Raw genomic sequence first — 20,065 nt, 5'->3', positions numbered from 1 at the left:
TCACCGGCTGGGCGCAGGTACCGGCTCGGCCAGCCGCGGCCGCCAGGCCGGGCAGCCGATGAACAGCGCAGCCACAGCCGCGAACTGCGCCACCATCGCGATGATCGTGCCGCCCGGCGCGGCCGGTGCGCCGCTCGGCGACTCCTCGAACGTGTCAGCCATCGACATGCTCATCCCGGCCCCGGCGATCCACTGGGTGTAGCCGGCCATCGCGATCAGCAGCAAGCCGGCGATCACGACCCGGCGTGTGGTTGCCACGGTGGGCTTCCGGCCCAGACGGCAGAACACGGGGAAGGCCAGCGCCAGCAGTCCCCAGACCGCCGCCCACACGATGATGACCGGTGCGCCGGTCGTTTCACCCGCGCCGGCCAGCCGGCCGTAGATCTGGTCCAGGGTGAGCTCCGGCAGCTTGGTCAGCGGGTTCCGGAGCGTGACGTGCAGGACTCCGACCAGCAGCAGCACCAACACCGAGGCTGAGAACGGCAGCGCGATCCGGAACCGGGTGGCCGGGTCCGTCGGCCGGGCGCCGGGTTCGACATAGGCCAGTTGTGAGCCGCCGAGCACCATCAGCGCGATCAGGTTGCCGTACGGGATCATCAGCATGATCGTGAGAAAGGCGAGCCCCAGAAGTCCGGCCGCGATCACCAGGACCTTGACCGGCACCGTCGTCCGGAGCGTGCGAGCCAGTAACGGCAGGCCCAGAGCGAGTCCGACCGTGGCCATCAGGATCCCTGCCAGCACCAGGAGAACCGCGACGATCCGAAGGCCGGCCGCCCCGGCGCCGTCGTAGTAGATCGTGTACGCATGTCCCGCGACCAGGACCACTGCCGACCCGACGAACGCGGCCGCCCACCGCGCCCGAGCGGCGGTGTCGGAGCCACGCAGCGCCTCCATCATGACTGGATGGTAGGCCCCGCCGCCCCCGCCTGTCGCCCATCGGGCCGCCTCGCCCCACGCCCTTCCGTCGTCACTCTGGCCCCATGTTTTTCACGTTAACGTGAAAAGCCGGCACTTCCCATGAGATACAACTCGCGCAAAGTGTCAGGAACCCTGGGGGAAGTGGGGCCGGCCGGGGACGGGATCAGCCGCGATCCGTGGGTACGGTCTCGGCGGGCTGCCGCCGCCAGGCCGGCGCTCCGATCAGCAGTGCGGCGACCGCGGCCAGCTGACCGACCATCGCGATGATCGTCCCGCTGGGACCCGTACCGCTCGGTGCCTCGCCGAGACCGGTCATCCAGTGGCCGTAGCCGACGACGGCGACCAAGATCAACCCGGCACAGACGATCTGCCGCGGCGGCCCGGCCAGCAGCGTACGCTCCCGTCGCCAGAGCACCGGGACGGCGACCGCCGCGACGCTGCCGGTCACGGCCCAGACGATCATCGTCCAGCCGGCCGCCGGCTCACCGACCGCCGCCAGCACGCCGAGCAGCACCAGGGCGAACGCGACCAGCGAGTACGGCAGCGCGAGCCGGAACCGGCCCGACGGCGCCGGGCTCGGCGCGCCGCGCTCGACGTGGCGCAGCTGGGTCGCCGCAACGACGATCAGGGCCAGGACGGCCGCGAACGGCAGCACCATGATCACCGCCGCCGCGATGACGCCGAGGGCACAGAGCACGGTGAGCACGATGGGGCGCCGGCTGTCGGGGCGCTCCGGATGCTGGAGCAACGGCGCGGCCACGACGAGGCCGAGCACGCCGGCCAGGATGCCGGCGGTCACCAGGGCGAAGGCGATCGGGCGGAGCACGGTGGCTCCGGGACCGTCGTAGAAGACGGTGTACGCGTGTCCCGCGATCAGCACCACCGCCGCGCCGAAGAGCGCAACGGTCCAGCGCACGCGGATCGGTCTGTCGGATTCCCGCAAATCCTCCATCACACGATGGTAAGCCCGTCAGTGACGACCGTTCATGATCAGCGACATGGCTTCGGCGCGCGTCGCGGCATTGCGGAGCTGGCCGCGGACGGCGCTGGTGACGGTCCGGGAGCCGGGCTTGCGGACGCCGCGCATGGTCATGCAGAGGTGTTCGCACTCGAAGACGACGATCACGCCGCTCGGCTGCAGGAACTCGACCATCGCGTCGGCCACCTGGGTGGTCAGGCGCTCCTGGACCTGCGGCCGCTTGGCGTACACGTCGACCAGCCGGGCCAGCTTGCTCAGCCCGGTGATCCGGCCGTTGGCGTTCGGGATGTAGCCGACGTGGGCCACCCCGGTGAACGGCACCAGGTGGTGCTCGCAGCAGCTCCACACCTCGATGTCCTTGACCAGAACGAATTCGTCATGATCAAGATCGAACGTGGTGGCCAGCACGTCCTCGGGCTGCTGGGTGAGGCCGCGGAACAGCTCGGCGTAGGACCGGGCGACCCGGTCCGGCGTCTCGCGCAGCCCGTCCCGGTCCGGGTCCTCGCCGATCCCGATCAGGATCTCCCGGACCGCCTTCGCGATCCGGTCATGATCGAACGCGCCGGGCGCCGGCCCGGCCAGTTCCGACTCGGTCACCGAGGCTCAGGTCCCTGCGGCGGCTGGCCCTGCGGCGGCTGCCCGTCACCGGGCTGCCCGTTGCCGGCCGGCCCGTCCGGCTGACCCTGGTAGCCGTACGGCTGCTGCGGGTGCGGCGGCCAGGTCGACTGCCCCTGCTGCTCCGGGGCCGGCTGCCCGGTCTGCTGGTCGTACTGGCCGTACGGCTGCTGGTACTGCGGCTGGTGGTACCGGGGCTGCTCGTACTGCTGATCGAGCGGCGGCTGGCCCTGCGGCGGCGTGCCCGGCCCGCCGGCGGGCGGCTGCCCGGGCAGCCCCGGCGGCACCGGCTGGTGTCCCGGCGGCAGCGGCGTACCGCCCGGCGAACCGTGCGAGCCGGAGGTGCCGTTCGGCGACGGGGCCTCGATCTGCGGCGGCGGCGGGGTGACCGGCGGGATGCTGGACGGCTGCCGCTGGTCCGACCCGGTCCAAGCCGGCCGCTTCGGCCACAGCTTGAGCGGCTTGAACACCTCGGCGACCTGCTCCCGGTCCAGCGTCTCCCGCTCGAACAGGGCACGGACCAGATCATCCAGCACGGCCCGGTTCTCGCTCAGGATGTCGAACGCCTCCTGGTGCGCGGTCGCGATCAGAGCCGCAACCTCCTCGTCGACCGCGGCAGCCTTCTGCTCCGAGTAGTCCCGGTTGCTGCCGAAATCCCTGCCCAGGAACGGTTCCGCGTCGCCGGTGCCGAGCTTGACCGCACCCAGCCGCTCGGTCATCCCGTACTGGGTGACCATCGCGCGGGCCAGATTGGTCGCCTTCTCGATGTCGTTGCTGGCACCGGTGGTCGGGTCGTGGAAGACGAGTTCCTCGGCCGCCCGGCCGCCCATCATGTACGCGAGTTGATCAAGGAGTTCGGCCCGCGAGTTGGAGTACTTGTCCTGCTCCGGCAGCACCATCGTGTAGCCGAGGGCCCGGCCGCGCGGCAGGATCGTCACCTTCTGCACCGGGTCGGTGCCGGGCAGCGCCGCGGCGACGAGCGCGTGGCCGCCCTCGTGGTACGCGGTGACCAGCTTCTCCCGCTCGTTCATCAACCGGCTCCGCTTCTGCGGGCCGGCGACGACGCGGTCGATCGCCTCGTCGAGGAAGTGGTTCGTGATCATCCGGGCGTTCTGCCGGGCGGTCAGCAGGGCCGCCTCGTTCAGCACGTTGGCCAGGTCGGCACCGGTGAAGCCCGGCGTCCGGCGGGCCACCGCTTCAAGATCGACATCGGGCGCCATCGGCTTGCCGGCCGCGTGCACCTGCAGGATCGCGTACCGGCCCTTGAGGTCCGGTCCCTCGACCGAGATCTGCCGGTCGAACCGGCCCGGCCGCAGCAGCGCCGGGTCCAGCACGTCGGGACGGTTGGTCGCCGCGATCAAGATCACGCCGCCGCGGACGTCGAAGCCGTCCATCTCGACCAGCAGCTGGTTCAGCGTCTGCTCGCGCTCGTCGTGGCCGCCGCCCATGCCAGCACCACGGTGCCGGCCGACGGCGTCGATCTCGTCGATGAAGACGATCGCCGGGGCGTTCTCCTTGGCCTGCTCGAAGAGATCGCGGACGCGGGAGGCGCCGACGCCGACGAACATCTCGACGAAGTCCGAGCCGGAGATCGAATAGAAGGGCACGCCCGCCTCGCCGGCCACGGCCCGCGCCAGCAGGGTCTTACCCGTGCCGGGAGGCCCGTACAACAGCACGCCCTTGGGGATCTTGGCCCCGACCGCCTGGAACTTCGCGGGCTCGGCCAGGAACTCCTTGATCTCCTCGAGCTCCTCGATCGCCTCCTCGCAGCCGGCGACGTCGCTGAACGTGGTCTTCGGGGTGTCCTTGTTGGCGATCTTGGCCTTGGACTTGCCGAACTGCATCACCCGGCTGCCGCCGCCCTGCACGGAATTGAGCAGGAAGAAGAAGAGCACGCCGATGATCAGGAACGGGATCAGGGTGCCGAGCAGGGACGAAAAGAAGCCCGGCGTCGGGTTCTCACCGTCCCACTTCTCCAGCGTCTTCTCGGCGTAGCGCTGATCCAGCCGCTCGCGCAGCGCATCGTCCTGATTGCCGACCCAGGTCGCCTTGTACTTGGTCGTGCCGTCACCCATGGTGACCTCGATGGTCTGCTCGCCATCGATCAGCTTGACCTCCTTCAACGGCTCGTTGCCGTTGATGATGGAGACCACCTGCGACGTCGGTACGTCGGTGAAACCGCCGGCCAGCCGGCCGCTGAAGTCAAGCAGCAGGCCGATCACCACGACGCCCAGAATGATCCACAGGATGGGCCCGCGGAGAATGCGCTTCAAGTTCATAACCTGCCTGCTGAGTCGGAATCATCCAGCCCACACCGCTCCTTGGGTGTGCGCGTACGCAACGCACAAGTCGCGTACGCAACGCAAGAGTATCGTTCGCGGCCAACCCGGGACCGGGACCGGTGGTTCGGATCACTCTCGGCGAAATCGCGGGCAGCCGGCGAGTGGCATGGATCACAGAGCGAAATCCTGATCTGACCGGTAGGGCAGCTCCAGGTCAGGCGTTCCAGTGGCCGCGGGCGGCGATCAGGTCCGCGCGGACGAGTTCGGCCTTCCCTTCCGGGTCGCTCGGTTCGGAGTACTCGGCCGTCAGGCAGATCGGCCGGTCCCAGCCACGGTCGCGCAGGTGACCGAGGATCCGGCCCCAGTCGGCCATCCCGGAGTCGGCCGGACCCCACCAGTGCCGGTACCGCGCCCGGCCCGGCCCGGCGTCCGGCTCCGGCCGGTAGTGGCCGTTCTTGAGGTTGACCAGGCCCAGTCGCGGCCAGGCCAGGTCCAGCGTCAGCACCGGATCGACGCCGGTCAGGGCGTCGTGTCCCGCGTCCCAGACCAGATCGAAGCCGGCCAGGTCGTCGATCAACTGCAGAACGCCGAGCGTGCTCTCGACGAACCGGCCGCGGTGCGGCTGGACGCCGACCCGGACCCCGTACCGCTCGGTCAGCGGCTGGACCGCGGCCCACTCGCGACGCAGCCGCTCGGTCCCGGCCCGGTAGCCGTCGTCGCCGAGCGGGGCCATGATCCGGATCAGCGGCACGCCGGACTCGGCGCAGGCCGCGAAGACCGGCTCGATCGGGTCGGCGGCGACGCTGATCACGGTCACCTGCTGATCGGCGAGGGTACGGACGAAGCCGGGCAGCAGCCGGCCGGCGGAGTCGGGATCGACGTACGCACCCGGCCGGACCGGCACCTCCGCGCCGCGGAACCCCAGCCCGGCCAGCCGCTCGCCCAAGGGCCCGGGCGCCTCGCCGGCCCACGGCTTGCTGAACACCGCCCACAGCGGTTCCGGTGCGTGATCATGATCAACGTGCGGTGCCACGGATGCGCTCCTCGTCCACGTCGACGCCAAGGCCGGGCCCGTTCGGCACGGTGGCGATCGCGTCGGTGATCTCCAGTCCCCCGACATAGAGGTCGGCCAGCAGTTCGGGGCCGTTCAGCTCGGCCGGCAGAGCCAGGTCGAGCAGGCTGAACAGATGCAGCGCGGCGGCGAACCCGACACCGCAGTCGGTCAGGCCGCTGGCCAGGATCTCCAGCCCGTGGGCCTTCGCGACCGCCGCGGTGCGCAGCGCCTGCCGCAACCCGCCAGCCTTGCAGACCTTGATCACGACCAGATCCGCCCCGCCGAGCACCGCGGTCCGGGCCAGGTCGGCGGCGGTGAAGCTGCCCTCGTCGATCGCGACCGGCAGCGGCGACCGCTCCCGGACCTTGATCATCCCGGCCCAGTCGGTGCTCGGCACCGGCTGTTCCACGCAGTACAGCTGCGGTACGTCCGCGATCTCCTGCAGCAGCTGGTGTAGCGACGACGGCCGGTAGGACTGGTTGGCGTCCAGCCAGATCGGCTTGCCGGCGGCGGGTTCCGTGACCGCCCGCAGGGCCGCGGCGTCGGCGACCACGTCGCCACCGATCTTGATCTTGTACGCGTGGTAGGCGGCACTGCCCCGGACCCGCTCCGCCATCGCCTCCGGAGCGTCGATGCCGATCGCCGAGCAGAGCGGGATCTCGGTGTGCACGGCACCGCCGAGCAGCGCGTGCACGGGCAGCCCGGCCAGCTTCCCGGCGACGTCGTGCAGGGCCAGGTCGACCGCGGCCCGGGCGAACGGGAAGCCGTTCGACACCGACGGGCTGAGCGCCCGGTCCGCCCTGCGATGGAAGGATTCCACGGCGAACGGATCGGTGCCGATCAGCAGCGGCGCCAGGTTGTTGTTGATCACGGCCGTGATCGTGTCGGCGGTCTCGTAGCTCCAGCTGGGCAGCGCCCGCTGCTCGCCCCAGCCGGTCGCTCCGTCGTCGGTGGTCAGCTTGACGAAGATCACGTCGCCGGTGCGGTCGGGTTCGCTCACCGTACCGCTGCCGATCTTGAACGCGTGCGCGAACGGCACCGGCACGACGAAGGTCTCGACCTTGCTGATCGTGCTGATCTTGGTCATGCGAGCAGACTCCAGCGCTCCGGGTCGACCCAGCTCGGCCCGTGCGAACCGTCGTCGAGGAAGCCGATCACGTCGTCGAGGACGTACCGGACCAGGGCCAGGTGGCCTTCCACCGAGTCACCGGCGATGTGCGGCGTGAGCAGGACGTCCGGCGAGGCGATCAGCTCGGGCGACAGCCGAGCCGGCTCGGGATCGTAGACGTCCAAGGCGATCCGGAGCCGCCCGGACAGCGCCTCGTGCTCCAGCGCGGCCTGGTCGACGGCGCCGGCCCGGGCCGAGTTGATCAAGACCGAGCCGTCCGGGATTCGGGCCAGCAGGTCCGCGGTGATCATGCCCTTGGTGGCCGGCAGATCGGGTACGTGGATCGACACCACGTCGGCGTTCATGGCTGCCGGCAGGTCGACCGGGGTGACGTCCAGCTCGCGGGCCCGCTCCTGATCAAGGTACGGGTCGTACACCAGCACCCGCGCCCCGAACGGTGCCAGCAGGCTGCGGAACGCGCGCGCGGTGGACGAGGCGCCGATCAGCGAGACCGTACGCCCGCGCAGCTCCCGGCCCCGGAACTCGCCGGCCGGCTTCCAGCCGCCGGCCCGGGTCCGGGCGTCGTAGGACGGCAGCCGCCGGTGCAGCGTGAGGCAGGCGGCCAGGCAGTACTCGCCGACCGACCACGCGATCCGAGTGGCCGCGGAGAACACGGTCAGCCGGTCACCGACCAGCTCGGCCGGCACCAGCCGCTTCACCGTGCCGGCGGCGTGCGCAACGATCCTGGGCCCGGTCTCGCCGAACAGGCCGGCCGGCAGGGACGGCGTGCCCCAGCTGGTGATCATGATCTCGGCCCCGTCGGCCAGCCGGGCCGCCTCGGCCTGGTCCAGGTGATCACCGGCCCAGCGCACCTCGAAGCGATCCTCGAGCAGGGCGCGCGTCTCGTCGTCACAGACATCGGCGGCGCGGGTCGGGGTCATGGCCATCGCCAGGGTCGTCATCGGGGCGGCTCCTCGGGTCGTCTCGGCGTCCTGGGTACCGTACGAGGCGAGAGCGATACCCGTCCAAGTCGAGTTCGGCATGGCTCGATACCGTGACGACATCCTGTCCCGCCCGCGACCGACCGACGGCCGGTAGCATCCGCGCCGTGGATGCCAAGCCCTCGCCGCGCGGCCCGCGCCAGCGCCTCGGTGAAGATCAACGACGGAAGCAGCTGATGGCGGCGGCCGTGCTCGAGGTCGTCGACCAGGGCTACGAGGGCGCGACACTGACCCGGGTCGCCGCCCGGGCGGACGTCGCCAAGGGCCTGGTCTGGCGTTACTTCTCCGGCAAGGACGACCTGATGGAGGCGACCGCCAAGGCCACCCTGGAGCGGATGCGGGAGACGATCGTCGGCCGGCTCGACCTGGATCAGCCCGTGCCGGGCATCATCCGAGCCGCGTTGCGCCTGGCCGCCGCCCAGATCAGGACCCACCGGAACGAACTGGTCGCCCTGGACCGCATCCTGCACAATCTTCCCGGCCCCGACGGCACGGAGCGGGTCATCGCGGAGTTCTACGAGGAGTCCTACCTGGGCCAGGAGGCGCTGTTCCGGCGCGGTCAGGACGAGGGCAGCCTCGGCGCCTTCGACACCAGGGTCATGGCCGTCACGTACCAGGGCTCGATCGACGTCATGCTCGCGTACCTGGAAACCCATCCGGAGGTCGAGCCCGAGGACTACGCCGACCGGCTCGCCGAGATCCTGCTCGGCGGCATGCAGGCCAGGGACTGACCTGATCACATCTGTTGGTTTATTGACCATGCGGTCATTACTATTGACCACATGGTCATTAAAACGGAGGCGGCCGCCCGTGCGGCGAACCCGCAGCGCGAGATCGTCCTGAGCCTCGTCATCAACGCGATCGTCCCGATCGCGGTGTTCTACGGCCTCCGCGCACTCGGCGTCGACCAGTGGACGGCGCTGCTGCTCGGCCTGGTCGGGCCGGCCGTCAAGACACTGCACTCGGTGATCACGAAGCGCCGGATCGACCAACTGGCCGCCCTCGTCATGACAGCCCTGCTGCTGAGCGTCGCGCTGTCCTTCCTGACCGGCAGCCCACGAACCCTGCTGGCGCGCGACGGCTGGGTCACCGCGGTCGTGGGCGGTTGGATCCTGGTGACGCTGCTGCGGACTCCGTACTATCTGTTCGCTTTGCGGACGTTCACCGGCGGCCCGCTGCGCGAGCGGATCAATGCCGCCTGGCAGGACGTCCCGGCCTTCCGGCGGGTGGTGAGCGGGTGCACGGTGATCTGGGGTTCGGCGCTGCTCGCCGATGCCGCGAGCACCGTCGTGCTGGCCTACACCCTGCCGATCGACCTGGTCCCGCTGATCGGCGCGCTCAAGCTCGTCGGACTGATCGTCCTCGCCGAGGTGAGCAGCCAGGTCTACTTCCGCCGACGGGGTGTACCGCTGCTCGGGGACGAGCCGGGCTCGGAGGAGGACCGGTGACCGGCCGCCGCTACGTCGTCACCGGTTCCGCCTCGGGTATCGGCGCCGCCACCGCGGCGATCCTCCGGGACCAGGGCGCGACCGTGATCGGCTGCGACCTCGACGACGCGGACATCGTGGCCGACGTGTCCACCCCGGCCGGCCGCCGTGCTCTGGTCGACCAGGTCGGACGCTGCGGGCCGATCGACGCGGTGCTCGCGGTCGCCGGCGGCGGCCGCACCGGCCTGCTCGAGACGAACTACTTCGGTACGGTCGCGACGCTCGAAGGCCTGCGCCCCTTGCTGGCCCGCAGTCCGGCCCCGCGCGCGGTCGCCGTGTCCTCGACGTCCTCACTCGCCCCCGCGGACGAACGCGTCCTACGGGCCTGCGCCGCGGGAGATGAGGCCGCCGCGACCGCGCTGGTCGCCGCCGATCCGGTGCTCCGCGACGCCGCGTACGGCATCGCCAAGCGGGCCCTGAACGGCTGGATCCGCCGGACCGCGCCGACCCCCGACTGGGCCGGCGCCGGCATCCCGCTCAACGCGGTCGCCCCGGGCGTCGTCGACACTCCGGCCGCGGCCTGGATCCTCGCCGACGACGCCGTCCGGCGGGCCGTCGAGTCCGCGGCGCCCCAGCCGCTCGGCGGCTTTCCCGGCCGGCCCGAATGGATCGGCCATCTGATCGGCTGGCTGGCCGGGCCCGAGAACCGCTTCGTCACCGGCCAGGTGATCTTCGCCGACGGCGGCGCCGAGGCCACCCTGGTCGGGGACCGGGCCTGGTCGGCCGGCTGATCACCAGGGATACCGTCACGGTATGGACTACTCGCTGGCTCAGCTGCGCGGCTTCGTCGCGGTGGCCGAGGAACTCCACTTCGGCCGTGCCGCGGTACGGCTGGCGATGACCCAGCCACCGCTGACCCGGCAGATCCAGGCGCTGGAGCGCGCCCTGCAGGTGCGGCTGTTCGACCGCGGCCCGCGCGGGGTCAGCCTGACCGCCGCCGGCCGCACCTTCCTCGCCGATGCCCGCCGGGTGCTCACGCTGGTCGAGGCGGCGCCCGAGTCGGCCCGTCGGGTCGCGGCCGGCCAGGCCGGAACCCTGCGGCTCGGCTTCACCGCGATCGGAGCGTACGCGGTGCTCGGGGACGTGCTCACCCTGCTCACCCGGGTGCTGCCGGGCGTGAGCGTGGCGCTGGACGAGCAGACCAGCGACGTGCAGTTCCCGGCCCTGATCAGCGGCACCCTCGATCTCGGCCTGGTCCGGCCGCCGGTCCCCGATGATCTTGCCTCGAAGCCGATCCACACCGAGCAGCTGGTGCTCGCCGTACCCGAGAGTGATCCGCTCGCCACCGGGGAAGGACCGGCCCGGCTCAGCGACGTCGCCGCGGACTACATCGGCTACAGCCCGGAGGGATCGCGCTACCTGCACGACGTCTGCGCGGCCCTGGTCGGGATGCAGGACTTCCTGCGCGCCCAGATCGCCTCCCAGGTGCCCACCATGCTGGCGCTGGTCCGGGCCGGCCGCGGCTTCGCCCTGGTCCCCCGGTCCTGTACGGCGATGCGGGTCGAGGGCGTCGTCTTCCGCGAACTCGCCGACGCGCGGTCGGTCAGCCTGCACGCCTGCTGGAATCCGGACTCGACGAACCCGGTCCTGGAGCGTCTGCTGCCGCATCTGTGACCGAATTCCAGCGCGCTTCGCAACGAACGGCCCCCTTCGCCCCGGATCCGCGCGAGGGTGCTGGATTTCGGTCAGTCCGGACGAGCGAGGAACCACTCAGCCAGCACGGCCAGCCGACTCGCAGGCACGGCTGTGTGGAGTCGCTCGGCGAACGGGAAGCCCATGTCCTGCTCGCCGTGCAAGATCAGGATCGGGCCGCGCAGGATCGCGTCACCGACCAGGGATGCATCCGGGCCATTCCGGTAGCGCTGATAGCTCCAGTCGTCCTCAGCAGGACGCCGCCGGCGGCCGGACGGTCAGCCTGCTGGAATCCACCTCGACGAACCCGGTCCTGGAGCGACCACCTGTGACCGAATTCCAGCGCACTCCGCGACGAACGGCCCCTTTCGGCCCGAATCCGGGCAAGTGCGCTGGATTTCGGTCAGCCGGGTCGGGCGAGGAACGCACGGATCCGCTGCGCTCACTCTTCAGGCTTCTCGAAATGGCACAGGTGCGCGGCCCCCGTGATCACCCCGAGTTCGCTCGTCGGCAGGGCGGCGTGAAGGCGCTCGGCGAGCGGGAAGCCCATGTCCTGCTCGCCGTGCAAGATCAGGATCGGGCCGCCCCAGTCGCGCAGGATCGCCTCCGCGTCACCGACCACCCACGGATGCATCCGGCCGTCCAGATACCGCTGGTAGCTCCAGTCGCCCTGGTCCAGCCCCTTGATCAACCGCCGGACCTGCTCCGGATGCTGATGCACGAAGGCGGTCGCCACCCGGCCGCCGGTGGAGAAGCCGAGCAGATCGACCCGGCCGAGGCCGAGCCTGTCGATCAGGCGGCGCGCGTCGTCGATGACGTACTCGGGCTGCAGCGCGTCCTCGGGAAGATCACGACTGCTCCGGCCACAGCCGCGGAAGTCGAAGATCACCACATGATGATCATGGGCGAGCGGCTCCAGGTCGGGCACCAGACAGCGATGCCCGATGTCCGGGCCGCCGTGCAACACCACCAGGGACGGACGACCCGTTCGCCGGACCCCGAGCTCCCGGACGAACAGGGTGACGTCCCCAGGTCGACCGGACCGGCGGGCACGGCTCAGCTGTAGATGTGCGGAGCGAGGGTGCCGACGCTGCGGAGGTTGCGGTAGCGGCCGTCGAAGTCGAGGCCGTAGCCGACGACGAACTCGTTCGGGATGTCGAAGCCGACGTAGGCGACGTCGACGGCGTTGCGTGCGGCCTCGGGCTTGCGGAACATCGTCATGATCCGCAGGCTGGCCGGGTCGCGCGACTGCAGGTTGCTGATCAGGTACGACAGCGTCAGGCCGGTGTCGATGATGTCCTCGACGACCAGCACGTGCTTGCCGCTGATGTCGGTGTTGAGGTCCTTCAGGATCCGCACCACGCCGGACGACTGGGTCCCCGACCCGTACGAGGAGATCGCCATCCAGTCCATCGTGCAGTGGCTCCGCAGTGCCCGGGACAGGTCCGCCATCACCATCACGGCGCCGTTCAGCACGCCGACCAGGACCAGCTCCTTGTCGGCGTAGTCGGAGTCGATCTTGGCGCCGAGTTCGGCGATCCGTTCGGCGATGTCCTCGCGCGTGTACAGGACGTTGGTCAGGTCGCCGATGATGTCGGTGTCATCCACGGTCGCCAAGCCTGCCACACGCGATCAGCCGTCCCTTGCGTCGGGTGACGGTCACCCCGGGCAGGTCGATCCCGGCCTGGCCGTGCCAGTCCGTGACCAGCCGGGAGACCTCGGCCAGCCGCTCCGCGGACACCTCCCGGGCGCCGTGTTCGTGCAGCCAGGAACGCAGCACCCGGGACCGGAGCGCGGCCGGCTGGGCCAGGGTCCGGACACAGTCCAAGCCCCCGTCGTCGGTACGGACCTCGCCCGCGGCCCGCTCCGCCAGCAGGTCCAGCAAGTCGGCGTCGTCGCGGGCCAGCCGGGCCGTCCGGGCCAGCGCGGCCGCGATGCCCGGGCCGAGTTCCGCCTCCAGCACCGGCAGGACCCGGTCCCGGACCCGGACCCGGGTGTAGGCGGGGTCGGCGTTGTGCGGGTCCCGCCACGGGGTCAGCCCCGCCTCGGCGCAGGCCTGCTCGGTGATCGCCCGGGGCAGCTCGAGCAACGGCCGGACCAGCCGCCCCGTCCTCGGCGCCATCCCGGCCAGCGACCGGGTGCCGGAGCCGCGGGCCAGCCCGAGCAGGACGGTCTCGGCCTGGTCGTCGCGGGTGTGCCCGAGCAGGATCGTCGTCGCGCCGAGCCGGTCCGCCGCCGCGTCCAGGGCCCGGTAGCGAGCCTCCCGGGCGGCCGCCTCCGGACCGTCGCCGGAGTCCGGCGCGACGTCGACCGGGACCACCTCGACGGCCGGCAGCCCGCTCTCCCGGAGTTGATCATGGACGCCGGCGGCGACTTGGTCCGACCCGTCCTGCAGCCGATGATCGACGATCACGACGGACAGCGGGCGGCCGGACCGGCGGGCGACCACCTCCGCACCGACGGCGAGGGCGAGCGAGTCCGGGCCGCCCGAGCAGGCGACCAGCAGGCCATGATCGACTTCGGTCAGCGCCCGGGTGATCGCTTGCACCACCTCGAGCTGCGCCGGCCCGAGCGCCTTCACGGCCATCCGGAGGACCGAGTCAGGCCGGGGTGCCGTGCACCCGGTTCAGCCACAGGTCGGGGAAGGCGATCTCGTCCTTGCTGGGCAGGGTTTCCGGCGAGATCCAGACCTGGTTGAGCCCGTTCATGCCGACCCGGTCGAGCACCCGGCGGCAGAACGCCGCGCCGTCGCGGTACTGCCTGATCTTGGCGTCCAGCCCGAGCAGCCGGCGGATGATCTTGTCGAAGCCGTGGCCCTCGCGACGGACGTTGAACTTGCGCCGGATCTCGGTGATCGAGCCGATCACGTCGGGCCCGACACTGTCCATCACGACGTCGGCATGCCCCTCCAGCAGCGACATCACGGCGGTCATCGCGTCCACGGTCTCCCGCTGCTCCGGCGTCTGCACCAGGTCGATGATCGAGACCTCCTCGTCGCCGCGGAGGCCGTCGCCGATCTTCCTGGCGGCGGTCTTGATCATGTCGCCCATCACGCCGGCGTCCAGGTCGGCCGAGGCGACCAGCTTCTCGATCAGCCCGTTCAGGTGGTCCCGCAACCAGGGCACCGCGGTGAACTGGACCCGGTGTGTCTCCTCGTGCAGGCAGACCCAGAGCCGGAAGTCGGCCGGATCGAGCTGCAGCTCGCGCTCCACGTGCACGATGTTCGGCGCGACCAGCAGCAGCCGGCCGCCCGGCTCGCCGTCGGTCCCCGGATGGAACGGGTCGAACTGGCCGAGCACCTTCGGCGAAAGATAACTGAGCAGCGCGCCGATCTCGACGCCGGTCACCCGGGCGCCGACCTGGGCCATCGTCTGCTGCACCTGGGACGGGTTCTCGGCGAGCCGGTGATCGAACTTCGCCGACAGCGGCGCGACGATGTGCCGGAAGCCGTCCAGGTTGGCCTGGATCCAGCCCGGCCGGTCGACCACGAGCACCGGCGCCGTCGGTCCGGGAACCCGGAGGCCGGTCACGTCCGCGACGTACTCCTCGGCCCGCACTGCCGCCTCGCGGAGGGCGGCAACGGCCGACCGGGCACCGGCCCGGGAGATCTCGGGTCCCGGCTTCACCAGCCGGCGAGCGGTCTGGGACGCGACGTTCCAGTCGACCATCGTGGTAGCCATGCCTTGACTCTATGCGGGCCCAGAATCAAACCGACACAGTGCGGGGCACTATCGGCACTCTCCCTGAGTCCGGTCAGCCGCCGCAGCCGCAGCGGGCCAGCGCGGTCGAGGCCTTGGCCACCCATTCCCGGGCCAGCCAGGGGTCCTTCGGCTCGTTGATCACGAACGCGTACGCCAGCAGGGCCCCGTCCTCGGTGCGCACGATGCCGGCCAGCGAGGAGACCCCGGTCAGGGTCCCGGTCTTGCCGCGCACGACGCCGATGCCGTCCTCCGCCGCCGGGTCGGTGAACCGGCTCCGCAACGTACCCTCGGCGCCGGCGACCGGCAGCCCGGTCAGCACCGCCCGCAGCTCCGGGTGATCAGCGGAGGCGGCCTGGCGGAGCACCGCCACCAGCACCTCGGCCGGCACCCGGTTCTCCCGGGACAGCCCGCTGCCGTCGTACACCTCGGTCTCCTCGTCCCAGGCCTTCAGCCCGGTCAGGATCTCCTCGAGCTGCTCGCGGCCCTCGTCGGTCGACCCGGGCCGGTCCGCCGCCACCGCGAGCTGCCGGAGCAGCACCTCGGCACCGTCGTTGTCGCTGGTCAGCAGTACCTGCTCGACGATCCGCTCCAGCGGCATCGAGGACACCGAGGCGAGCGGCTTGGCCTTCGCGGACGCCGCCTGCTCGGTGATCTTGGTGACTGCGATCTTCTGCTTCTTCAGCGCCTTGGCGAAGGCCTCGGCGGCGGCTTCGGCGGGATCGGTGTCCCGCGGCGCGCCCTGGTGTCGTCCCTCGTTGACCCACAGGGCCGAGGTCGGGGTCACCTGGTCGCGATAGTTGCCGGGCCAGGTCGCGTTCCAGGCCCGGCCGGAGAACAGGCTCGCGTCGTAGCCGAGCTTGATCGTGGTCTGGCCGGTCTTGCGGAGCTGGCGGGCCGTCTGCGCGGCCAACTCCTCGAGGGAACCACGGACCGGATAGCTGTCCGGGACCGCCTTGTCGGTGAGGTACGGGTCGCCGCCGCCGACCAGGATCACCTGGCCCTTCGCACCGGTCACCACCCGGGTGCTGAACTCGTGGTCCGGTCCGAGCTCGGCCAGCGCCGCCGCGGAGGTCAGCAGCTTCAACGTCGAGGCAGGCAAGACCGGCTCGTCGCCGTCGTGGTCGTACAGCTCCTTGCCGGTGAAGACCTCCTCGACCACGGCGCCGAGTTCGGCCTTGGGCGAGCCGACCCGCTCGATCGCGCGCTCCACGCGGTCCGGATCGGGCACCGGGCCCTTGGCGACCGGCTTCAGCACGGGGGCCGGAGCGGCGGCCGGTTCCGGCCCCGCGGTGGGCGACGGCGCCGGTGCGGAACTGCCCGCCGGCGGCGTGTGATCGGTGGCGGAGACCTCCGGGACCGGCGTACAGGCCGACCCGAGCCCGAGCAGTAGCGCCACACCGCAGCCGGCGACCGCCAGCCGCCGGCGGCGTCGAACCGTCCGCGACACCCGCATTCCTTCCTCCCGTCGGCACTCCTGCCGGCCTTGGAAGACGGCTGCGATCAGCCACTATGCTCGGCGTGCCCGGGCCATCCTAATCGGGCGCGCGTGGAGGAGGAGCAGTGAGCGACCGGCTGACGTTCGATGTGACCGTCGAGATCCCGAAGGGACAGAAGAACAAGTACGAGGTCGATCACGAGACCGGCCGGATCCGGCTGGACCGGACCCTCTTCACCTCGACCGCCTACCCGGCCGACTACGGCTTCATCGAGGGCACCCTGGGCCAGGACGGCGACCCGCTGGACGCCCTGGTGCTGCTGCCCGAGCCCACGTTCCCCGGCTGCCTGATCGAGTGCCGCGCCGTCGCCATGTTCCGGATGAAGGACGAGGCCGGCGGCGACGACAAGGTGCTCTGCGTGCCGGCCGGCGACCCGCGCAACGACCTGATCTCCGACATCGCCGACATCTCCGACTACCTGCTGCTCGAGGTGGAGCACTTCTTCACCGTCTACAAGGACCTGGAGCCGGGCAAGTCCGTCGAGGGCGCCACCTGGACCGGCGTCGAGGAGGCCGAGAAGGAGGTCCGGGCCTCCTTCGAACGCGCCAAGGAGCAGCACTTCTGAGCCTGAGCCGCTGACCGGCCGCCGGCCGCTACAGTCCTCCCCGTGACCGAGTACGTGATCTTGCTGGCCCCGTCGGCCAATCGGGTGTACGCCGACCAGGCGACCCGGCTGGTCGGCGCCGAGCTGGCGATCCTGCTGCGCCAGGACACGACCCTGGAGACGGTCAGCCTGGCCGGCGTCGACTATCTGGCGGTCCGGGTGTCCGACCCGGCCGAGCTGGCGCCGCTCGGGTTCGGCTCGGCGACGCTGGCGCTGTACCGCCGCGACGACGATCATCTGCTGCCGGTCCGGCTGGACCGGCCGGACGAGTTCGACGACGATCTGGTCACCATCCCGAAGTACTCCGGCAAGACCAACGAGCAGTTCACCCGGTTGTTGATCAACGTCACGCTGGCGGCCCGGCCGGCGGCCCGGACCGACCGGCCGCGGCGGCCGTCGATCCTCGACCCGCTGTCCGGCCGCGGCACCACGCTGAGCACCGGGCTCACCCTCGGCTACGACGTGAACGGCGTGGAGCTGGACCCGGCCGCCTTCGAGGCGTACGCGGCCTTCCTGCGCACCTACCTGCGGCGGAAGCGGATCAAGCACACGCTCACGGTCAACCCGGTCCGCCGGGACGGCCGGCACCTGGGCAGCCGGCTGGAGGCCACGGTCTCGCCGCGGCCGGACCGGCAGTTCAAGATCACCGTGTTCACCGGCGACACCCGGCAGTCGGCCGCGCTGTACGGTCAGCGCCGGTTCGACGCGGTGATCACCGACGCACCGTACGGGATCACCCACGGCAGCCACGGCGCCGGCCGCAAGGCGGGCGCCCGGGACCGGTCGGCGGCCAACCTGCTGGCCGAGGCGGTCCCGGTCTGGGCCGAGCAGCTTCGTCCCGGCGGCGCGCTCGGGGTCGCCTGGAACACGTACGGGCTGAGCCGGGGCGACTTCGCCTCGATCGCCACCCGGGCCGGGTTGATCATGGTCGACTCGGGGCCGTACGCCGAACTCGGCCACCGGGTCGACTCCTCGATCAACCGCGACATCCTGGTCGCGATCAAGCCCCAGTGATCAGGCGAACAGCTCGCCGAACCAGTCCAGCTGGGCCGCGGTCTGGTAGATCCCGCCGCCCTCGTGCTCGTTGTGCGAGTAGACGTTGATCGACTTCGTCACGTCCGCGTCGCCGCCGTAGAAGTTGTAGGCGGCGTAGACGGTGGACGGCGGGCAGACCGGATCCATCAGGCCGACCGAGAACAGGGTCGCCGCCCGGGCCCGCTTGCCGAGGTTGACGCCGTCGAAGTAGCTCAGCGTCCGGTAGGCCACGTCCACCCGGTCCCGCCAACCGGCCAGGTAGTTCGTGATCTCCCCGTACGGGTTCCGGCCGGTGATCTGCAGCGCCCGCTGGAAGTGGCACAGGAACGGGACGTCCGGCGCCGCGCCGAGCAGCTCGATCCCGGCTGCCGGGGCCAGACCGGCCGCGGCGATGGTGATGCCGCCGCCCTGGCTGCCGCCGGTGATGATGATCTTGGACGGGTCGGTCGTCGCGTGCCCGCGGACCGCGTCGAGCAGCCGCACCGCGTCCAGGTAGACCCGGCGGTAGTAGTAGTGCTTCGGGTCCTCCAGGCCGGAGGTCATGAAGCCCGGCACGTGATTGATCCCGGCTTCCGGTGCCAGGTCGGGCGTCTCGGAGCTGCCGCCGGACGACCAGCCCTGACCCCGGGTGTCCATCACCCAGTGCGCCCAGCCGGCCTGCGCCCACTGGGTGAATGAGTGCGGGAAGCCGCGGCCGCCGGAGTAGCCGTGGTACTGCACCACGGTCGGCAGCGGCCCGGTCGCCCCGGCCGGCACATGCAGCCACGCCTTGACCGGCGTCCCGCCGAAGCCGGGGAACGTCACGTCGTAAGTGTCGATCACGGCCAGCTTGTTGTCGATCTTGGTCACCTCGACCCCGGCGGCGGAGCCGGCGGCCCGAGCCTCCTCGATCGATGCGGACCAGAAATCGTCGAAGTCCTCCGGTTCGGCCACCGTCGGCCGGTAGTCGCGCAACTCATCCAGGGACAGATCGAACATCGCCATGGACGGTCATCCTAAACGGCCGCGCCCGGGAGCTCCCCGCCGGACCCGAGCCGGCGTAGACCAGCTGGTCGTACACCACGGCCTACGGGGAGACGATCACCCTGGGGTCCCGGCCGGACGTGATCATCGCCGACGCCTACAGCGCCGCCTCGCTGTGGGAGTACGGGATTCGGCCGACCCGGCGTCTTCGGGTACGGCCTCGGGCCCGACTCCTCTCCCTGTCGCTCTACCGGTCCGCCGACGATGTCGCCTGAGCCCGCCCCTTTCAATTCCTCGTAATTTCCGAGAAGGTAAAGTCACCTTACTGACCGCGTATGGAATTGCGGAATTGCCGACGAGTTCCACGAACGCTCCGATTCCGGTGAATTGTTTCCCTACGCCTAGCGCTTTCCCGAACGGCGAGTATCCTGACAGTAACCCCAGCCAGGCTGCTCGCAGAGTCGCGAACTGTTGACCGGGGTGCTCTGAGGGAGATCCTCAACGAATCGGGGGAAATTGCAGCCGAGCTCACAGCGTTTCGGCATCATCTGAACGTTCGCACTGACCGGCTTCGGGGCGGCCGGCAGAGGCAGCAAGCTTTCGACGGATTCACGGACCGCGTACGGCGGTCGACGACCATCGCCGGGCATCGAGATCAGCCCCCATCGATGCCCCGAGCGTCGTCGTCCTCGGGCCTCGACTGCAGCGAGGCCGGCCGTCGTACGCCCTCGACAACCGCTGCCAGTGAGGACGGTGCTGAGGAATCCTGGCCGTGGCGAGCGGTGTCCAGGTGCGTGCCCGGCAAGGCGGAGGAGAAGGTCGTAGCGGTGTCCTACGGACGCCGACGACAACGCAGCCGGGTGCGTGCCTGGGCACCGCTCGGTAGGTCAGGATTCCTCAGCACCGTCCTCAATTCGGGGTCTTTCGGCCCTGGTCCGCCGGGGCCGAAGACATCCGTCACGAGTCCGTCGCCACGAATTCACCGGTTCTGCTGGCGGAGCCCCGAACCTCGGGTTACGCTCCAGCTACCTTGAGTCACGGGGGGAGAAATTCACTCGAGGGGATTGTAGGCGTTCTGCGTCGCGTACCACGCCGCCTACCTATCCTCGTTCAAACCCACGGAGTCATGGTTATCGACGTGCGCCGTCACGGGGGGTGGCGGGCGGTTCTGGGAAAGCCGGGGGCACATG

General features: G+C 70.7%; 20 protein-coding genes. 7 read left to right on the top strand and 13 right to left on the bottom strand.

Translation table 11 applies throughout. From position 1 onward, the window contains the following. The 7 genes from AC6CCG_RS00685 to AC6CCG_RS00655 form a co-directional block, all read right to left on the bottom strand. On the bottom strand, positions 1–897 hold the full coding sequence (locus AC6CCG_RS00685) for a hypothetical protein (RefSeq protein ID WP_496652510.1): 897 nt from the start codon (positions 895–897) through the stop codon (positions 1–3). A 184-nt stretch (positions 898–1,081) separates the two neighbouring features. Beyond that, positions 1,082–1,834, bottom strand: a complete 753-nt coding sequence (locus AC6CCG_RS00680; protein WP_496652508.1) for a hypothetical protein — start codon at positions 1,832–1,834, stop codon at positions 1,082–1,084. Between the two features lie 54 nt (positions 1,835–1,888). After that, positions 1,889–2,494 (bottom strand): GTP cyclohydrolase I FolE, encoded by a 606-nt coding sequence (gene folE, locus AC6CCG_RS00675; protein WP_496652507.1) that lies wholly within the window; start codon positions 2,492–2,494, stop codon positions 1,889–1,891. Beyond that, a complete protein-coding gene (gene ftsH, locus AC6CCG_RS00670) occupies positions 2,491–4,791 on the bottom strand; it encodes an ATP-dependent zinc metalloprotease FtsH (RefSeq protein ID WP_496652506.1) in 2,301 nt (766 codons plus the stop codon). Before ftsH ends, folE begins: the two co-directional genes overlap by 4 nt. A gap of 217 nt (positions 4,792–5,008) precedes the next feature. After that, positions 5,009–5,827, bottom strand: coding sequence for a sugar phosphate isomerase/epimerase family protein (locus tag AC6CCG_RS00665; RefSeq protein WP_496652504.1), 819 nt, complete (start codon positions 5,825–5,827; stop codon positions 5,009–5,011). Then, complete coding sequence (locus AC6CCG_RS00660; RefSeq protein ID WP_496652503.1) at positions 5,811–6,935, bottom strand: mandelate racemase/muconate lactonizing enzyme family protein; 1,125 nt, start codon at positions 6,933–6,935, stop codon at positions 5,811–5,813. Before AC6CCG_RS00660 ends, AC6CCG_RS00665 begins: the two co-directional genes overlap by 17 nt. Then, a complete protein-coding gene (locus AC6CCG_RS00655; protein WP_496652502.1) occupies positions 6,932–7,918 on the bottom strand; it encodes a hydroxyacid dehydrogenase in 987 nt (328 codons plus the stop codon). Before AC6CCG_RS00655 ends, AC6CCG_RS00660 begins: the two co-directional genes overlap by 4 nt. 146 nt (positions 7,919–8,064) lie before the next feature. On the opposite strand from AC6CCG_RS00655, the gene AC6CCG_RS00650 reads away from it, so the two are divergent. Genes AC6CCG_RS00650 through AC6CCG_RS00635 form a run of 4 tightly spaced genes read left to right on the top strand, consistent with a single transcriptional unit; the run spans position 8,065 to position 11,058 of the window. Then, complete coding sequence (locus tag AC6CCG_RS00650; RefSeq protein WP_496652501.1) at positions 8,065–8,688, top strand: TetR/AcrR family transcriptional regulator; 624 nt, start codon at positions 8,065–8,067, stop codon at positions 8,686–8,688. A 51-nt stretch (positions 8,689–8,739) separates the two neighbouring features. Beyond that, positions 8,740–9,405, top strand: a complete 666-nt coding sequence (locus AC6CCG_RS00645) for a VC0807 family protein (protein WP_496652500.1) — start codon at positions 8,740–8,742, stop codon at positions 9,403–9,405. Beyond that, the gene (locus AC6CCG_RS00640) at positions 9,402–10,175 is read left to right on the top strand and encodes an SDR family oxidoreductase (protein WP_496652499.1); all 774 of its coding nucleotides are present in this window, start codon (positions 9,402–9,404) and stop codon (positions 10,173–10,175) included. The genes AC6CCG_RS00645 and AC6CCG_RS00640 overlap by 4 nt, the downstream gene beginning before the upstream one ends. A 22-nt stretch (positions 10,176–10,197) precedes the next feature. Next, positions 10,198–11,058, top strand: a complete 861-nt coding sequence (locus AC6CCG_RS00635; protein WP_496652498.1) for a LysR substrate-binding domain-containing protein — start codon at positions 10,198–10,200, stop codon at positions 11,056–11,058. A 460-nt stretch (positions 11,059–11,518) separates the two neighbouring features. Here AC6CCG_RS00635 and AC6CCG_RS00630 read toward each other — a convergent pair whose 3' ends face one another. From AC6CCG_RS00630 to dacB, 5 genes are all read right to left on the bottom strand, one after another. Then, positions 11,519–12,046, bottom strand: coding sequence for an alpha/beta fold hydrolase (locus AC6CCG_RS00630; RefSeq protein ID WP_496652497.1), 528 nt, complete (start codon positions 12,044–12,046; stop codon positions 11,519–11,521). Between the two features lie 86 nt (positions 12,047–12,132). After that, on the bottom strand, positions 12,133–12,684 hold the full coding sequence (gene hpt / locus AC6CCG_RS00625) for a hypoxanthine phosphoribosyltransferase (protein ID WP_496652496.1): 552 nt from the start codon (positions 12,682–12,684) through the stop codon (positions 12,133–12,135). After that, complete coding sequence (gene tilS, locus AC6CCG_RS00620) at positions 12,677–13,663, bottom strand: tRNA lysidine(34) synthetase TilS (protein ID WP_496652495.1); 987 nt, start codon at positions 13,661–13,663, stop codon at positions 12,677–12,679. Before tilS ends, hpt begins: the two co-directional genes overlap by 8 nt. A 13-nt stretch (positions 13,664–13,676) precedes the next feature. Continuing rightward, positions 13,677–14,756, bottom strand: coding sequence for a zinc-dependent metalloprotease (locus AC6CCG_RS00615; RefSeq protein ID WP_496652494.1), 1,080 nt, complete (start codon positions 14,754–14,756; stop codon positions 13,677–13,679). 73 nt (positions 14,757–14,829) lie between these two features. After that, the gene (gene dacB, locus AC6CCG_RS00610; protein ID WP_496652493.1) at positions 14,830–16,224 is read right to left on the bottom strand and encodes a D-alanyl-D-alanine carboxypeptidase/D-alanyl-D-alanine endopeptidase; all 1,395 of its coding nucleotides are present in this window, start codon (positions 16,222–16,224) and stop codon (positions 14,830–14,832) included. A gap of 113 nt (positions 16,225–16,337) precedes the next feature. Between dacB and AC6CCG_RS00605 the strand changes: the two genes are divergently transcribed. Both AC6CCG_RS00605 and AC6CCG_RS00600 read left to right on the top strand, forming a co-directional pair. Further along, the gene (locus tag AC6CCG_RS00605; RefSeq protein WP_496652492.1) at positions 16,338–16,838 is read left to right on the top strand and encodes an inorganic diphosphatase; all 501 of its coding nucleotides are present in this window, start codon (positions 16,338–16,340) and stop codon (positions 16,836–16,838) included. A 42-nt stretch (positions 16,839–16,880) separates the two neighbouring features. Then, a complete protein-coding gene (locus AC6CCG_RS00600) occupies positions 16,881–17,891 on the top strand; it encodes a TRM11 family SAM-dependent methyltransferase (RefSeq protein ID WP_496652491.1) in 1,011 nt (336 codons plus the stop codon). Here the strand turns inward: AC6CCG_RS00600 and AC6CCG_RS00595 are convergent, their stop codons facing one another. Then, complete coding sequence (locus tag AC6CCG_RS00595) at positions 17,892–18,896, bottom strand: acetylxylan esterase (protein ID WP_496652490.1); 1,005 nt, start codon at positions 18,894–18,896, stop codon at positions 17,892–17,894. A gap of 119 nt (positions 18,897–19,015) precedes the next feature. Between AC6CCG_RS00595 and AC6CCG_RS00590 the strand changes: the two genes are divergently transcribed. Beyond that, entirely contained in the window at positions 19,016–19,150 is a 135-nt protein-coding gene (locus AC6CCG_RS00590; RefSeq protein ID WP_496652489.1) for a hypothetical protein, read from the top strand. Positions 19,151–20,065: the final 915 nt, after the last annotated feature.

This window comes from Microlunatus sp. YIM B11417 (genome assembly GCF_059617205.1).
This window is presented reverse-complemented; position numbering and strand designations above follow the sequence as displayed.

Bases quoted from the DNA above. Each gene is read 5' to 3' on its own strand.
- AC6CCG_RS00685 (WP_496652510.1), bottom strand. From the start codon at position 897: ATGATGGAGGCGCTGCGTGGCTCCGACACCGCCGCTCGGGCGCGGTGG.
- ftsH (WP_496652506.1), bottom strand. From the start codon at position 4,791: ATGAACTTGAAGCGCATTCTCCGCGGGCCCATCCTGTGGATCATTCTG.
- AC6CCG_RS00660 (WP_496652503.1), bottom strand. From the start codon at position 6,935: ATGACCAAGATCAGCACGATCAGCAAGGTCGAGACCTTCGTCGTGCCG.
- AC6CCG_RS00655 (WP_496652502.1), bottom strand. From the start codon at position 7,918: ATGACGACCCTGGCGATGGCCATGACCCCGACCCGCGCCGCCGATGTC.
- AC6CCG_RS00645 (WP_496652500.1), top strand. From the start codon at position 8,740: ATGGTCATTAAAACGGAGGCGGCCGCCCGTGCGGCGAACCCGCAGCGC.
- AC6CCG_RS00635 (WP_496652498.1), top strand. From the start codon at position 10,198: ATGGACTACTCGCTGGCTCAGCTGCGCGGCTTCGTCGCGGTGGCCGAG.
- tilS (WP_496652495.1), bottom strand. From the start codon at position 13,663: ATGGCCGTGAAGGCGCTCGGGCCGGCGCAGCTCGAGGTGGTGCAAGCG.
- AC6CCG_RS00615 (WP_496652494.1), bottom strand. From the start codon at position 14,756: ATGGCTACCACGATGGTCGACTGGAACGTCGCGTCCCAGACCGCTCGC.
- AC6CCG_RS00595 (WP_496652490.1), bottom strand. From the start codon at position 18,896: ATGGCGATGTTCGATCTGTCCCTGGATGAGTTGCGCGACTACCGGCCG.